Origin of the sequence: Rhodococcus sp. IEGM 1366, assembly GCF_033142425.1 — a bacterium.
Lineage (GTDB): Bacteria > Actinomycetota > Actinomycetes > Mycobacteriales > Mycobacteriaceae > Rhodococcus_F > Rhodococcus_F globerula.
Window position 1 is genome coordinate 235,678 of record NZ_JAWLRZ010000008.1, and the last position, 13,850, is coordinate 249,527.

Annotated in this window: 12 protein-coding genes; 4 read left to right on the forward strand and 8 right to left on the reverse strand. The window is 62.5% G+C overall.

Going from position 1 to position 13,850, the window contains the following annotated elements:
* Positions 1 to 5 precede the first annotated feature (5 nt).
* Positions 6 to 1,346 (forward strand): HNH endonuclease signature motif containing protein, encoded by a 1,341-nt coding sequence (locus R4P64_RS24605; protein ID WP_317823088.1) that lies wholly within the window; start codon positions 6 to 8, stop codon positions 1,344 to 1,346.
* Positions 1,347 to 1,461: 115 nt separating this feature from the next.
* Here the strand turns inward: R4P64_RS24605 and R4P64_RS24610 are convergent, their stop codons facing one another.
* From R4P64_RS24610 to R4P64_RS24620, 3 genes are all read right to left on the reverse strand, one after another.
* Positions 1,462 to 1,953 carry a GNAT family N-acetyltransferase gene (locus tag R4P64_RS24610; protein ID WP_033235653.1) on the reverse strand — a complete coding sequence of 164 codons (492 nt, stop codon included), beginning with the start codon at positions 1,951 to 1,953 and terminating at the stop codon, positions 1,462 to 1,464.
* Positions 1,954 to 2,041: 88 nt separating this feature from the next.
* Positions 2,042 to 2,812: a site-2 protease family protein gene (locus R4P64_RS24615; RefSeq protein ID WP_317823089.1), complete on the reverse strand. Its 771-nt coding sequence runs from the start codon at positions 2,810 to 2,812 to the stop codon at positions 2,042 to 2,044.
* On the reverse strand, positions 2,809 to 3,468 hold the full coding sequence (locus tag R4P64_RS24620; protein ID WP_033235651.1) for a hypothetical protein: 660 nt from the start codon (positions 3,466 to 3,468) through the stop codon (positions 2,809 to 2,811). Before R4P64_RS24620 ends, R4P64_RS24615 begins: the two co-directional genes overlap by 4 nt.
* 305 nt (positions 3,469 to 3,773) lie before the next feature.
* Between R4P64_RS24620 and R4P64_RS24625 the strand changes: the two genes are divergently transcribed.
* On the forward strand, positions 3,774 to 5,063 hold the full coding sequence (locus R4P64_RS24625) for an adenylosuccinate synthase (RefSeq protein ID WP_033235650.1): 1,290 nt from the start codon (positions 3,774 to 3,776) through the stop codon (positions 5,061 to 5,063).
* A gap of 54 nt (positions 5,064 to 5,117) precedes the next feature.
* Here R4P64_RS24625 and R4P64_RS24630 read toward each other — a convergent pair whose 3' ends face one another.
* Positions 5,118 to 5,603, reverse strand: coding sequence for a 5' nucleotidase, NT5C type (locus tag R4P64_RS24630; RefSeq protein WP_317823090.1), 486 nt, complete (start codon positions 5,601 to 5,603; stop codon positions 5,118 to 5,120).
* 33 nt (positions 5,604 to 5,636) lie between these two features.
* Positions 5,637 to 5,867 carry a hypothetical protein gene (locus tag R4P64_RS24635; protein WP_045064079.1) on the reverse strand — a complete coding sequence of 77 codons (231 nt, stop codon included), beginning with the start codon at positions 5,865 to 5,867 and terminating at the stop codon, positions 5,637 to 5,639.
* Positions 5,868 to 5,928: 61 nt separating this feature from the next.
* Here R4P64_RS24635 and R4P64_RS24640 point away from each other — a divergent pair, with 61 nt between their 5' ends.
* Both R4P64_RS24640 and R4P64_RS24645 read left to right on the forward strand, forming a co-directional pair.
* Positions 5,929 to 7,404 carry a PLP-dependent aminotransferase family protein gene (locus R4P64_RS24640; protein ID WP_317823092.1) on the forward strand — a complete coding sequence of 492 codons (1,476 nt, stop codon included), beginning with the start codon at positions 5,929 to 5,931 and terminating at the stop codon, positions 7,402 to 7,404.
* Between the two features lie 155 nt (positions 7,405 to 7,559).
* The gene (locus R4P64_RS24645; RefSeq protein WP_045066600.1) at positions 7,560 to 8,600 is read left to right on the forward strand and encodes a class I SAM-dependent methyltransferase; all 1,041 of its coding nucleotides are present in this window, start codon (positions 7,560 to 7,562) and stop codon (positions 8,598 to 8,600) included.
* A gap of 109 nt (positions 8,601 to 8,709) precedes the next feature.
* Here R4P64_RS24645 and R4P64_RS24650 read toward each other — a convergent pair whose 3' ends face one another.
* The 3 genes from R4P64_RS24650 to R4P64_RS24660 form a co-directional block, all read right to left on the reverse strand.
* Positions 8,710 to 9,810 (reverse strand): CaiB/BaiF CoA transferase family protein, encoded by a 1,101-nt coding sequence (locus R4P64_RS24650; RefSeq protein WP_033235812.1) that lies wholly within the window; start codon positions 9,808 to 9,810, stop codon positions 8,710 to 8,712.
* A 107-nt stretch (positions 9,811 to 9,917) separates the two neighbouring features.
* Entirely contained in the window at positions 9,918 to 12,098 is a 2,181-nt protein-coding gene (locus R4P64_RS24655) for an ABC transporter transmembrane domain-containing protein (protein WP_317823094.1), read from the reverse strand.
* Positions 12,095 to 13,828: an ABC transporter ATP-binding protein gene (locus tag R4P64_RS24660; protein ID WP_033235645.1), complete on the reverse strand. Its 1,734-nt coding sequence runs from the start codon at positions 13,826 to 13,828 to the stop codon at positions 12,095 to 12,097. Before R4P64_RS24660 ends, R4P64_RS24655 begins: the two co-directional genes overlap by 4 nt.
* Positions 13,829 to 13,850: the final 22 nt, after the last annotated feature.

Genomic DNA, 13,850 nt, shown 5'->3' on the forward strand with positions numbered 1-13,850 from the left:
CTCTGATGACCACGGTCAGCGATTTTGTTTCGGTGGGGGATGTTGTAGCCGGTTCGGCTGCGGGTGTGCGTGGCAGGTTGTGGCAATTGCGCCCGGCGGAGGTTCGAGACGTTGCCGTGAGTGTATCTGCGGAAATTCTTCGGCTGGAAGCGATTCGGGTTGCCGCTGTCGACGCGTTGGCGCTCAATCCGGATGAGCAGGTGCTGTGCTACCGCGGTGTGGGGCGGTGGTTGGCGGCGAATACGATGCTGCAGAACGCGGCCGGTAACAAGATCGCTGCCCTCGGTGCCGCGTTGCGGGGATTCCCGGATATTGCTGCGCAGTTCGAGGCCGGTGACCTTTCGCTCGATCATGCGGCAATAATCGCCTCGTTCTGCGAATCACCACCAAAAGGCATGCCCGACAGAGCGTTACCGTCCTGCATGGCAACACTGCTCGCTGCCGCATCCGGCGTGGAGGCGACCACCATCAAACTCCGGTACGCGATTGCGGTTTTGGAGCGGATCTTCGAATCGGATGAGACCCCGCCCGGTGAGGATGATGATCTCAATGTGTTACGGATTTCGCCGACGCTCAACGGGCGCGTGGCTATCAAGGGTGATTTCGACGCGCTGACCGGCGAAATGCTGTTGTCGGCCCTCTCGGGTTTGTCGATGCCGAAACCGGCCGCGGACGGAACCCCGGATCAGCGATCAGCTGCCAAACGCACCGCCGACGCCTTCACGGAACTGATTCGCCGGTACCTCGACAATGCCATGACCGGTGTTGACGGCGGTCAGCGTCCGCATGTGAATGTGCACATCACTGCGAAAGATCTTGCGGAGCATCGGGAATGCGCCACCATGCGTAGCGATGTCGCGGCGGATTTCGATGAGCCTGATTTCGAAGATCTTGATGTCGGGTACATGCCGTGGATGGGCCCGCTCAGTGTGAGCCTGACCCGGATGCTCGCCTGTGACTGCATGCTCTCGACGGTGTTGATGGACGGCAAGGGTGCGCCGCTGGATGCGACGCCGCACAAACGCCTCGTCACACCCGAACAGCGCACCGCGTTGATTGCTCGGGACAAAGGCTGCGCCTTCCCCAACTGCGATGCGGTACCTGCTTGGTGCGACGCCCACCATATAAAACCGTGGTCAGTGGGCGGTCTGACGGTGATGGACAATCTCACCCTCCTCTGCCGAAATCACCACCGATTGATCCACAGCACCAGCGGGTTCCGCGGAATCTGGGAAATCAAAATGGGCGATGATCACAAACCCTGGTTCATCCCGCCGTCGGCGATCGACCCGAAACAACGACGCCGACGCTCCACCACCCGCCAAGGGCCAGTCCACCGAGACTGAATCCGGCCCTGCTGGAACTGAACACTGCTCGTTTGCTTCGCATCACCAGCCAGACGATGCGAAGCAAACGAGCATGCGCAGGTTCGGAAATTCCGTGGCGATCTTCAGCCGTGCGTTAGCTCAAGGACTTCTTGAACCCGATGTGTGAGGCGACAAATCCGAGGCGTTCGTAGAACTCGTGGGCTTCTGTCCTCGTCTGGTCGGAGGTGAGCTGAGCGAGGAATGCGCCGCGCCGTGCCCCCTCGTCGCATGCCCAACGCAGCATTGCGCTCCCGATTCCCTGGCTGCGGTGATCCTCGTGCACCCGAACGGCCTCGATCTGCATCCGGGTTGCACCCATCCGGCTCAGTCCGGGGATGAAGGTGAGTTGCACGGTGCCGATCACGTTGTCGTCGGCGGTGGTGACAACAACAAGCAGGTGTGCGTCGTCGGCGTCGATCTTCTCGAAAGCCTTCTCGTAGATCGTCCGGGCGTCGGGATTTGTGGTTTCACGAGTGGACCCGATGGGGTCGTCGGCTAGAAGGTCCACCAGGGTGCCTACGTCGTGAAGCTCTGCCTTTCGGATGGTGTAAACCGAATTGCCGCACTCTATCGACGCCGAAATCATCAGTGGTGCTCCTGTTGAAAAGTAAATAGACCGAAATGTCAGGTTCTCATGTCGGCGTTCAGCATTGTTCGGAAGGGTGCGATCTCCGTCACGTCCAGAAGCGCATCAACGAATTGCCGGCCGCCGCGTAGTTCCCGGGTACCCCACTGAGTTCGAAGATCCAATAGATCGCGTCGAAAAAGATCACGTTGACCTGAGGGACAAAGAGAACTGCGACCAGAAGGAGTAATCCATACGGTTTGAACTGGTCGAGTTGCGCTCGGGTCGTTGGCTTCAGGAACGGTTCGAGCGCGCCGTAGCCGTCCAGTCCGGGAACCGGCAACAGGTTGAGGACGGTCGCCATCACCTGCAGGAACGCGAGGAAACTCAACCCCGCCCAGAACGTCACATGCTCTGGTCCGGATCCATACGTGCGTATGACAACAAGCAGGACTACGGCGGCGATGGCGTTGGTTGCCGGACCGGCCAGGGAGATGCGGGCCTGGACTTTGGGCGAGAACATCCCGGTGCGCAGATAAACCGCACCGCCGGGCAAGCCGATACCGCCAAGAGCTATGAACAGCACCGGGAGCCCGATCGAGAGCAAAGGATGGCTGTATTTCAACGGGTTGAGCGTCAGATATCCACGGGCTGCGACGTCGGTGTCGCCGTGACGGCACGCAATAAAGGCGTGCGCAAACTCGTGGAGACAGAGAGTCACCACCCAACCTGCGACGACAAGAACAAAAACCCCGGCCCCGCCGGCCACCGAACCGCGTTCGGAACTCCAGGCAACAACGCCGCCGAGGACAGCGATGGCCACGACCCCGAGGAAGACGGGGCTAGGCCGCACGGCTGACCTCGCAGCGCCCGTTCTCACCGGACCAACAGCCAGGTCTTGTCGTGGCGGTAGAAGGTCGAGCGTTTGAGGTCTCGGGGGTTCGGAACACCGTCGCGCACGAGGTGGGCTGCGGGCGCTCCCAGTTGGACGGCTCGACCTTCCAGCCACCGTCGCCCAGCCCAGCGACTGCGGCGATCAACGGACGCCCGGATGCCTGGCAGCTTGGGGCTCGGAACAATCCGGACACCCTGCACAGTGCCCGAGAAGAGTTTGTTGTCGTCGACATACGCCTCACCGATCAATTCCTCGGTTCCACCTGGGCCGGTGACCGTGGCAGCGCCGACCAGCGCTATTCCGGCGTCGTCGCGAATCAGTGGCACGACGTGCGCGGTGCCTTTGAGTGCTGCGCGGGCAGCTTTTGCGCCCGTGGACAGTCTGTACGCATCGGTGGCGTCCGACCGATCCTCCGTGACGTAGGCGAGTTCGACGTCCAATAGCTCGAGACGCATCAGTCGCGTCAGCACCGCGGCAAACGCCGCGTCCGTGCCGACCACAATCAAGCGGGGTTCGGAGACGACCTTCAGTTGTGCCAGGGCCTCACTGAAGTCGTCTTTCTCGGGCACCTCCGGCAGCGCGAACGACGTGACCTCGCCCAACGGGAGAGGCACGGGTGAATCGCCACATCTGAGTACCACTGGGGTCAACGCGCGCTCCTAGCTCGATCATGACTTTGTCGGCGGTGGTTGCACCACCGACACCGCTCACCTGGCTGGGGAACAGTCGTCGGAATTGCAGACCACGATCCTAATGCGACGTCGGGTACAGACCGACAACTGCGACAACAACGAGCCGATTTCTGGACCGAAGGGTTTGATCGTGTGCTCTGGGCTAGACTTCTCCTTCGGTCACTGCAACAGCTCGGCTGCACAAGAGTGCGCGGATTCAGGCAGTACCAATGCGGCGGGACAACTGCTGCACGTCGACCGTAGGAGACAACGTCATGCCGGCAATCGTCCTGATCGGCGCCCAGTGGGGCGACGAAGGTAAGGGCAAAGCTACAGATCTACTGGGCGAGCAGCTTCAGTGGGTCGTGCGATACCAGGGCGGCAACAATGCCGGACACACCGTAGTTCTGCCGAACGGTGAAAAATTCGCACTGCACCTCATCCCGTCCGGAATCCTCACACCGGCCGTCACCAATGTCATCGGAAACGGCGTCGTGGTGGACCCGGGAGTGCTGCTCACCGAACTCGCGGGCCTGGAATCGCGCGGCGTGGACACGTCCCGCCTGCTGCTTTCCGCCGATGCGCACCTGATCATGCCGTACCACGTGGCCATCGACAAGGTCACCGAACGCTTCCTCGGTGCCAAGAAGATCGGCACCACCGGTCGCGGAATCGGCCCGTGCTACCAGGACAAGATCGCTCGCGTCGGCGTACGGGCAGCGGATGTCCTGGACGAGAAGATCCTGACCCAGAAGGTCGAGGCGGCACTCGAATTCAAGAACCAGGTGCTGGTCAAGATTTACAACCGCAAGGCTCTTGATCCCCAGCAGGTTGTCGAAGAAGTTCTGACGCAGGCGGAGGGCTTCAAGCACCGCATCTCGGACACGCGACTCGAACTCAACCTCGCTCTCGAGCGCGGCGAGACCGTCCTGCTCGAGGGTTCACAGGGAACGCTGCTCGACGTCGACCACGGCACCTACCCGTACGTGACGTCGTCCAACCCCACTTCCGGTGGCGCAGCGGTTGGTTCGGGCATCGGCCCCACCAAGATCACCACTGTTCTCGGAATCCTGAAGGCGTACACCACACGCGTCGGCTCGGGCCCGTTCCCGACGGAACTGTTCGACGAGTTCGGTGTGTACCTGGCCGACAAGGGCGGTGAGGTCGGTGTCACCACCGGTCGTGGCCGCCGCACCGGTTGGTTCGACGCCGTAATCGCCCGCTACGCAACGCGCGTCAACGGCATCACCGATTACTTCCTGACCAAGCTCGACGTGCTCAGCAGCCTCGAGACGGTACCGATTTGTGTTGCATACGACGTCGACGGTGTGCGTCACGACGAAATGCCGATGTCGCAGACCGACATTCACCACGCCAAGCCTATCTACGAAGAGATGCCGGGTTGGTCCGAGGACATCTCGAAGGCTCGCACGTTCGAGGAGCTTCCGCAGGCCGCGCAGAATTACGTGCTTCGACTCGAAGAGCTGTCGGGTGCGTTCATGTCCTGCATCGGTGTCGGCCCCGGCCGTGACGAGACGATCGTCCGCCGCGAGGTCATCCGCTAGGAATTGTTTGTCGAAATCCCCGTTCCTTTCAAGTAGGAGCGGGGATTTCGTGTTTCAGGCTCGCTTCGACAAGTATTCGGTGACCGTCGTCCAATCGGGAAACTTGGTGGTGCCGAACTTGATCCACTCGCCCTCGAACCTGTCTGCGCCGTTGGCTCCGCGATCGTCGACGAGGAAGTCGCCTCGGTTGAGGTGCTTGTGGTGCGAGAGGATCAACCGCTTGTACGCGACGCTGCCTTCTTCCAGTCCGAGGTGTTCCTGGACCCACAGGACCTTGTCGTGCCACGCGGTTGCGTTCTTCCAGGGCGCAGTCGACAGGATGTAGGTGTCGAACTGCCGCGCTAGTTGGTGGTACGCGTCGATCGCGCCGTCGAGGGGATCCATACGCGAGAAGATGTGTGGGGCTTCGTCGAGGTCGTTTTCGAATTTCTTTCGCACATTGTCGGTCAGGCGATCGATGCCGGACTGGAAGTTGACGAGGGTGTTGTCGAGGTCGATGTAAAGAATCTTCTTGGATTCAGACTTCTTGGATTCAGGCATCTGCGCCTTTCTTCGAGCAGAAAGAGTCCAGTTTTATCGAACTGGACTGAGATCAGTGAATTCTTCCCCCTCATCACAATGGCACGGGGGTCCGACAGAGTTGTTCTCGGACCGTTCGCCGACCTCGCCGAAGATGCCGCCGAGCGGTGCTGCCAGGCGAAACTGTTCCACTCGAATGTATGTACCTTCACCTTCTGCGGGCGCAAAAAAGTACACGACGGCCACAAAGAGTCCGATGCCGATAAGCGTTGCGAAGGTAGTCATAAGCTCATCATCAGGTACACTGGTATTGAATTACATAGCCAAGTACTCGATACTGGACCGCATGATGACTCGAGTTCTCGGTGCCCGTTCCCTTGCGCGTGATCTCGGGTCCTGGCAGGAGGAATCGGGACGACGGCCCGCCTACCGCGCACTGGCCGACGGTATTCGCTTACTCGTGCACGACGGGCGCGTTCCGTTGGGCGTGGCTCTGCCGAGCGAGCGTGAACTCGCAACCGTGCTCGAACTGAGCCGCACCACGATCACGTCGTCGTACTCGGTTCTGCGGGACGAGGGCTATCTGATCAGCCGTCAGGGTTCGCGCAGCACCGTGGCGTTGCCTGCCGGTGCGCGGCCGAACGGCTTGATGTTCCGCCAGCACCAACCCGGCCCGAGCGGTGCCGTCGTCGATCTCAGTTATGCCGCGATGGCTGCCCCGGCCGAGCAGGTGCAGCAGGCGTATGCGTCTGCGCTGGAGTCACTTCCGCAGTTCCTGCCCACTCACGGCATGGAGCCGATCGGCATCGCAGAACTGCGGGACGTCATCGCTCGTCGTTACACCGCACGCGGCTTGCCCACGACACCCGAGCAGATCATGGTGACCTCCGGCGCCCAGCACGCTTTGCGGTTGTTGTTGTCGGTGCTCACCTCTCCCGGCGAACGGGTGCTGGTGGATCACCCCACGTATCCCAATGCGCTGGAAGCGATTCGGCGCAACGGGGCCAGGCCCGTTCCGGTTCCGGTGCGTCCGGAGTTTGCCGCCGCCGGAGCCTGGGACCTCGACGGAATCCGCAGTGCTGCAAGGCAAACCGCTGCCCGTATGGCCTACCTGATTCCGGACTTCCACAATCCGACGGGTCTGTGCATGGATTCCGCCGGGCGCGCGGAGCTTGCCAAGATCGCCCACGAGACCCGGATGACGCTTGTCGTCGACGAGACCATGGTGGACCTGTGGCTCGATGCGCCGCCGCCCGCTCCGGTGGCAGCGCACGGCCGCGGCGCCGCGAAGACGGATGTCGTAACCCTCGGTTCCACCGCGAAGTCACTGTGGGGCGGCTTGCGCGTCGGCTGGATTCGGGCCGACCCCGCACTGATCACCCAGCTGGTGGGCGCTCGCGCGGCTGTCGACCTCGGTACCCCGGTCATGGATCAGCTTGCCGCGGCATACCTCCTCGCCGACGACCACTCGCTGCTCGAGGAGCGTCGCGCGGTCCTGCGCGAGCAACGATCGGTTCTGCTCGACGCGGTAGCCGAGCGACTCCCGGACTGGAGCCCCACGATCGGCTCGGGCGGAATGTCGGTATGGATGCGCATGTCGGCACCCGTGTCGACTGCCTTGGCGGCGGTGGCGCCCAACTTCGGAGTGCTCCTCGCAGCCGGCCCGAGATTTGGCGTCGAAGGTGCTTTCGAGCGGTTCATCCGTGTGCCATACGCACGTTCGTCGGAAGATCTGATCCGCGGAGTCGCGTCCATCGCCGCTGCATACGACACCCTTGCGACCGATCGGGACGCTGCAGACCAACGCCTCGTCGTCGTCTGAGCGGCTAGCCTGCGCTCGCGCGGGTACCCACCTGGAAACCAAGGTGAATCCAGGAGGTTTCGATGGCAACCGTCGAAGGGGTCAATGCAGAGGGAGCTGGGGCAGGGGGCGCCGGGGCAGAAGGCGTCAGCGAATCGGAGGCATTGGCGGAACGGATGTTCGCGGCCGCGATCGGCGCGGCAGAACTGCAAGCGGTCTACCTCGGAGATCGGCTGGGCTGGTATCGCGCGTTGGCTGACTTCGGGCCCCTCACGTCGACGGAACTGGCTGATCGGACGGCAACCGTGGAACGGTATGCCCGCGAATGGCTGGAACAGCAGGCTGTGGCCGGGTACTTGGACGTCAATACGGATGCCGACCGTCGATATACGTTGTCCGCAGCACACGCCGCAGTACTCGTAGATCCAGAGAGTCTGCTGTATGTGGCGCCGATGGCCCGATTGTTCGTGGCGACGACAACGTCGATGCCCAGACTGCTCGACGCGTATCGCCACGGCGGCGGGGTGACCTGGGAGTCCATGGGCGTTGACGCGCGCGAGGGGCAGGCGTTGCTGAACCGCCCGATGTTCCTGCGCCAGTTGTGCCAGGAGTTCTTGCCGATCATTCCCGATCTGCACACCACGTTGACCGACGGGGCGAAGGTCGCGGATCTCGGAATGGGGGAGGGATGGTCTTCGGTGGCACTGGCTATCGGATACCCGAAAGTCGAGGTTCACGGCTTCGACGTGGACGCGGCGTCTGTGGCTGCGGCGCGCCGGCATGCGAGCGACTACGGCGTCGACGACCGTGTGCATTTCTCGTTGGTCGATGTGGCCGGCCAGGCCCCTGAGCAGGAGCGGGTGGAATCGGGTACCTACGACGCTGTTTTTGCGTTCGAATGTCTGCACGACGTGCCGGACCCGGTCGGGTTTTTGTCCACCGCCCGGTCGATCGCGCGCCCCGGCGCACCGGTGATCGTCATGGACGAGCGCACAGCGAGTTCTTTCGATCCCAATGCCGGGCAGGTGGAGCAACTGCTCTACGGGTATTCGCTGACTTGCTGCCTGCCGGACAGTCTCTCCCACCCCGGAAGCGTCGGGACGGGAACGGTCATGCGTAAGTCGACACTCGAAAGTTTTGCCCTGGCAGCAGGTTTCGAGCGAGTGGATGTGCTGCCGATCGAGCACGAGTTCTTGCGGTTCTACCGATTGGGCTGACGCCCTGTGCGCCTTTCCGGTAGCCGGAACTACCAGAAAGGCGCACGGGGCCGAAGGCCCTAGGTCAACACGGGGCCGAAGGCCCTAGGTCAACACAGAGCCGAAGGCCCTAGGTCCAGACCGTGTCGATATCCGTCGCCTCGCGCGCCGGCGGCGACGGAACGCTCGCCGGGGTGCGGGAGAAACGCGGTGCCGGAGCGTGCTGGGTGACGCCGTCGAGTTCGATGAGCGAGCCGCGCGCTGCGATGTGCTCGTTCGACGGTGCTTCCGCGAAGGTCAGTACCGGCGAGACGCACGCGTCGGTGCCGAGGAAGATCTTGGCCCACTCGTCGCGAGTCTTGGACAGGAACTTCTCCGTGAAGAGTGCCTTCATGTCGTCCCATTTGCTGGAATCCATCTGATGCGGAAGCGTCGACGGATCCAGTTCGAGGCCTTCGAGCAGCAGGGCGTAGAACTGCGGCTCGATGGAACCGACGGCCATGTACTTGCCGTCGGAGGTCTCGTAGGTGTCGTAGAACGGCGCACCGGTGTCGAGGAGGTTGACACCACGCTCGTCGGACCAGACGCCGCGGCCACGGAAGGCCCACATCATGTGTGAGAGGGCGAGGGTGCCGTCGACCATGGCCGCGTCGACTACCTGGCCTTTACCGGAGATCGAACGCTCGACCAGGGCGGACAGGATGCCGAAGATCAGGAACATGGAACCGCCACCGAAGTCGCCGACCATGTTGAGCGGCGGAACGGGACGTTCACCCTTGCGACCGATGGCGTTGAGGACGCCGGTGAGGGAGATGTAGTTGATGTCGTGGCCGGCGGCGCTCGCGAGGGGGCCTTCCTGGCCCCAGCCCGTCATACGCCCGAAGACGAGACGAGGGTTGCGCTCCAACAGCACGTCGGGTCCGAGCCCCATACGTTCCATGACGCCGGGACGGAAGCCTTCGATGACAACGTCGGCGCGATCGACCAGGTTCAGGACCTTCGCGACATCCTCGGGATCCTTGAGGTTGGCTTCGACGACACGACGGCCTCGCTTGATCTGGTCGGAGGCGTTGGCGTCCTGAGGAATCTGGCCTGCGCGTTGCACGATGACGATGTCGGCGCCCATGTCGGCGAGCAGAGTCGCTGCGTGCGGTCCCGGTCCCAATCCAGCGAATTCCACGATCCGAATGCCCGCGAGCGGGCCCTTCTTCTCCACAGTTTCTGCAGACACACGAACTCCCAATTCAGACGGCGACAACACTTCTGACCCGACGGTAACCTGTCGGATCGATCAGGTGTGCTCCGGGGCACGGTGTCTACGCAGGGAGGCGTCGGTCACTAGACGGCGGCGCCTTCGAACTGAGCGTTGTAGAGGCGGAAGTACGCTCCGCCGTGGGCGATGAGTTGATCGTGTGTGCCTTGCTCGACGATCTGGCCGGCCTCCATGACCACGATCAGATCCGCATTGCGAATCGTGGACAGACGGTGCGCGATGATGAAGCTCGTGCGACCGGCTCGCAGTGCCGACATAGCGTGCTGGACAAGCTGTTCGGTGCGAGTGTCGACCGAGCTGGTCGCCTCGTCGAGAATCAGCAGCGACGGTTCGGACAGGAAGGCGCGGGCGATGGTGATGAGCTGCTTCTCGCCCGAACTGATGTTGGACGCTTCCTCGTCGAGCACGGTGTCATAGCCGTCGGGCAGGGTGTGGATGAAGCGGTCCGCGAACGCCGCCCGGGCTGCCGCTTGGATCTCGGCTTCGCTGGCACCGATGCGTCCGTATGCGATGTTTTCGCGGATGGTGCCGCCGAACAACCACGTGTCCTGCAGGACCATGCCGACGTGCGAGCGGAGGTCGGCGCGCCGCATGTGTGCGATGTCGACGTCGTCGATGGTGATCCGGCCCGAGTCGACTTCGTAGAACCTCATGATGAGGTTCACCAACGTGGTCTTGCCTGCGCCGGTGGGACCGACGATGGCGACGGTCTGTCCGGACTCGGCAGTGAGGTTGACGTTCTCGATGAGCGGGACGTCCTTGTCGTACCGGAACGAGACGTTCTCGAACACGACGGTGCCGACGGTGCGGTGACGGCCGGCCTGCTCGGGGAGGACGGGGTTCGCGATGTCCGGAGTCTGCTCGGGTTCGTCGAGCAGTTCGAAGACGCGTTCCGCCGACGCGGCCCCGGACTGCAGACTCGACGACATCGAGGCGATCTGGGTGAGCGGTGAGCTGAACTGGCGGGAGTAGACGATGAACGCCTGGACGTCGCCGAGGGACATGTTGCCGCTGGCCACCTTCAGGGCACCCACCACTGCGAGCAGTACGTAGGTGATGTTTCCGACGAAGTTCATGACGGGCATGATCAGGCTGGACAGGAACTGTGCGCCGAACGATGCGTCGAGAAGTTTCTTGTTCTGTACCGCGAATTCGCGCTCGGCCTCGATCTGATGCCCGTAGACGCGCACCAGATCGCGACCGCTGTAGGTCTCTTCGATCTGCGCGTTGATCTTGCCGGTTTCTTCCCATTGCGCTTTGAACAGAACCTGCGCGCGCTTGGCGACACGGGCAACCAACACGACCGACACGGGAACGGCGATGAGTGCGATCAGTGAGAGCATCGGCGAGATGACGAACATCATGGTGAGGACGCCGACGACCGTCAGCACCGAGGTCAGCAGCGACGTCAGAGTTTGGGACAGGGTCGACGAGACGTTGTCGATGTCGTTGGTGACGCGGCTGAGAACTTCACCGCGAGGCGTCCTGTCGAAGTACGGCAACGGAAGTCGGTGAATCTTCGCTTCGACCTCCGCACGCAACTTGTAGATCGTTTTCTGCACGATGATGTTGAGCAGGAACGCCTCCACCCAGGCGAGCAGCGACGCCATCACGTACACACCGATGGCGATGAGGATGACCTTGCCGATGGCGTCGAAGTTCAGCCCGACGCCAGGGACGACGTCGGCAGAGTTCTGAACCAGGTCGGCGAACGTCGAATTACCGGATGCACGAATGGCTTCCGCGGCCTCGTCACGGCTGATGCCGGCCGGCAAACTCTTGCCGATGAATCCGGCGAAGATGAGGTCGGTGACGTGACCGAGGATCTTGGGAACCGCGACGGACAGCGAGATACTGCCGATCGTCGAGAGCACCACGACGAATACCGCGATCTTGTGCGGCTTCAACAGGCCCAACAGCCGTTTCATCGTGGCTTTGAACTGCTTGGGTTTGGTCGCGGGTGTGGTGGACGCGGGCTTCGGCGCCGGGGCATCCGGCTTGGGCTCGTCGCCGGGGGGCGGTTCGACAGGCGGTGGTCCGGATTGTTGTGGTCCGGACTCTTGTTGCCCGGACTGGGGTGGACCGTACAGGGGCTGACCGTACAGGGGCTGACCGTACTGTGGCGCAGGTTCGGCAGGCCGCGGTGTTTCCGGCTCCGCGGGGATCTTGGCAAATACGACGGTAGGAGCGTCGTCGAAATACTGACGATTGCCCGGACCGAAATTTGGGCCTTGCGGAATGGTCATGCGCTCATCTCCGCGGGAATCTGGGAGGCCACGATCTCTTGGTACGTCGGGCAGTTGGCCAGCAGGAAGTTGTGGTCGCCGAGTCCGACGGGAGCGCCGTCCTCGAGGACCATGATCTGGTCGGCGTCGATGATCGAAGACACGCGTTGCGCGACGACGATGACGGTGCTGTTCGTCGTAATCGCGCGCAGCGCTGCGCGAACGGCCGCGTCGGTGTGCATGTCCAGGGCGGAGAAGGAATCGTCGAAAATGTAGATCCGCGGTCGGCGGACGACGGCTCGGGCGATGGCCAGGCGCTGCCGCTGGCCACCGGAGAGATTCGATCCACCTTGCGCTATCGGGGATTCCAGGCCCTGCGGAAGTTCCCGGACGAAGCCGTCGGCTTGCGCGACGGCGAGTGCAGCCCAGATGTCGTCGTCGGTGGCTGACGGATTTCCGTACCGGATGTTGGTGGCGACCGTGCCGGCGAACAGGTAGGTCTTTTGTGGGACGTACCCGAAGTTGGTGAACAGTTCGTCCTGATCCCAGCCGCGGACGTCGAGCCCGTCGATCAGAACCGCGCCGGCTGTGACGTCGAAGAGCCGGGGGATGAGGGAGACGAGGGTGGATTTTCCGCTGCCGGTGCTGCCGACGATCGCAGTGACGGTCCCAGGTAGACAGCGCATCGTCACACCGCTCAGAACCGGAGTCTCGGCACCGGGGTAGCTGAATCCGGCTCCGCCGAACTCCACGACGCCGTAAGGGTTGGTGGGGCGCAGCGGTTGGGACGGTGCCGGGACCGATGGCTTCGTGTCGATCACTTCGGTGATGCGGTCGGCGCAGACGGCGGCCCGTGGAATCACGACGGCCAACATTGTTGCCATCACGACGGACATCAGAATTTGCATGACGTACGCGAGGAACGCGCTGATCTGACCGATCTGCATGTCACCGGTGTTCACGAGGTGGGCACCGAACCACATGACCGCAACGCCGGTCAGGTTCGCGATCAGCATGACCGTCGGCAGGAGAACGGCTTGGTATCGACCGATGAGCAGGGCCGTGTCCGCAAGTTCCTTGTTGGCCTGATCGAAGCGCATGGTTTCGTCGGGTTCGCGAACGAACGCGCGAATCACGCGCATACCGGTGAGCTGTTCACGCAGTGCGCGGTTGATCTTGTCGATGCGGGCCTGCATGGTCCGGAAGTGCGGAATGAGGCGGGCGACGACCACTGCGACGGTGATGCCGAGTAGTGGCACCGAAATGGTCAGGAGCCACGACATCTGCAGATTCTCGCGTAGCGCCATGACTATGCCGCCGATGCACATGAGTGGTGCGCTGACGAGCATCGACGACGTCAACATCACCAGCGTCTGGATCTGGAGGACATCGTTGGTATTTCTGGTGATCAGTGTCGGTGCGCCGAAACCGGAGAATTCACGGTCGGAGAAACTGCCGACGGCCTTGTAGACGGCGGCCCGGACGTCGTGACCGAATCCCATCGAGGACTTTGCCGCCAGATACGTCGACGCGACCGAGGCGATGATCGACGCCAACGAGACCATCAGCATGATTCCGCCGGTCGACATGATGAATCCGGTATCACCGCGGGCGACGCCGTCGTCGATGATTCGGGCATTCAGGGTCGGCAGGATCAGCGACGCAATGGCACCGAAAAGTTGCAGCGCCAATACTCCTGCGAGCAACCAGCGGTACGGCGGCAGGTACGCCTTGAGCAGTTTTGCTAACACGGCGATCCCGATCTGGTTGCCA

What these genes read in the sequence shown, in the direction of transcription:
- R4P64_RS24655 (WP_317823094.1), bottom strand. Translation starts at nt 12,098, where the DNA reads ATGACCATTCCGCAAGGCCCAAATTTCGGTCCGGGCAATCGTCAGTAT.
- R4P64_RS24605 (WP_317823088.1), top strand. Translation starts at nt 6, where the DNA reads ATGACCACGGTCAGCGATTTTGTTTCGGTGGGGGATGTTGTAGCCGGT.
- R4P64_RS24645 (WP_045066600.1), top strand. Translation starts at nt 7,560, where the DNA reads ATGTTCGCGGCCGCGATCGGCGCGGCAGAACTGCAAGCGGTCTACCTC.
- R4P64_RS24630 (WP_317823090.1), bottom strand. Translation starts at nt 5,603, where the DNA reads ATGCCTGAATCCAAGAAGTCTGAATCCAAGAAGATTCTTTACATCGAC.
- R4P64_RS24625 (WP_033235650.1), top strand. Translation starts at nt 3,774, where the DNA reads ATGCCGGCAATCGTCCTGATCGGCGCCCAGTGGGGCGACGAAGGTAAG.
- R4P64_RS24635 (WP_045064079.1), bottom strand. Translation starts at nt 5,867, where the DNA reads ATGACTACCTTCGCAACGCTTATCGGCATCGGACTCTTTGTGGCCGTC.
- R4P64_RS24610 (WP_033235653.1), bottom strand. Translation starts at nt 1,953, where the DNA reads ATGATTTCGGCGTCGATAGAGTGCGGCAATTCGGTTTACACCATCCGA.
- R4P64_RS24640 (WP_317823092.1), top strand. Translation starts at nt 5,929, where the DNA reads ATGATGACTCGAGTTCTCGGTGCCCGTTCCCTTGCGCGTGATCTCGGG.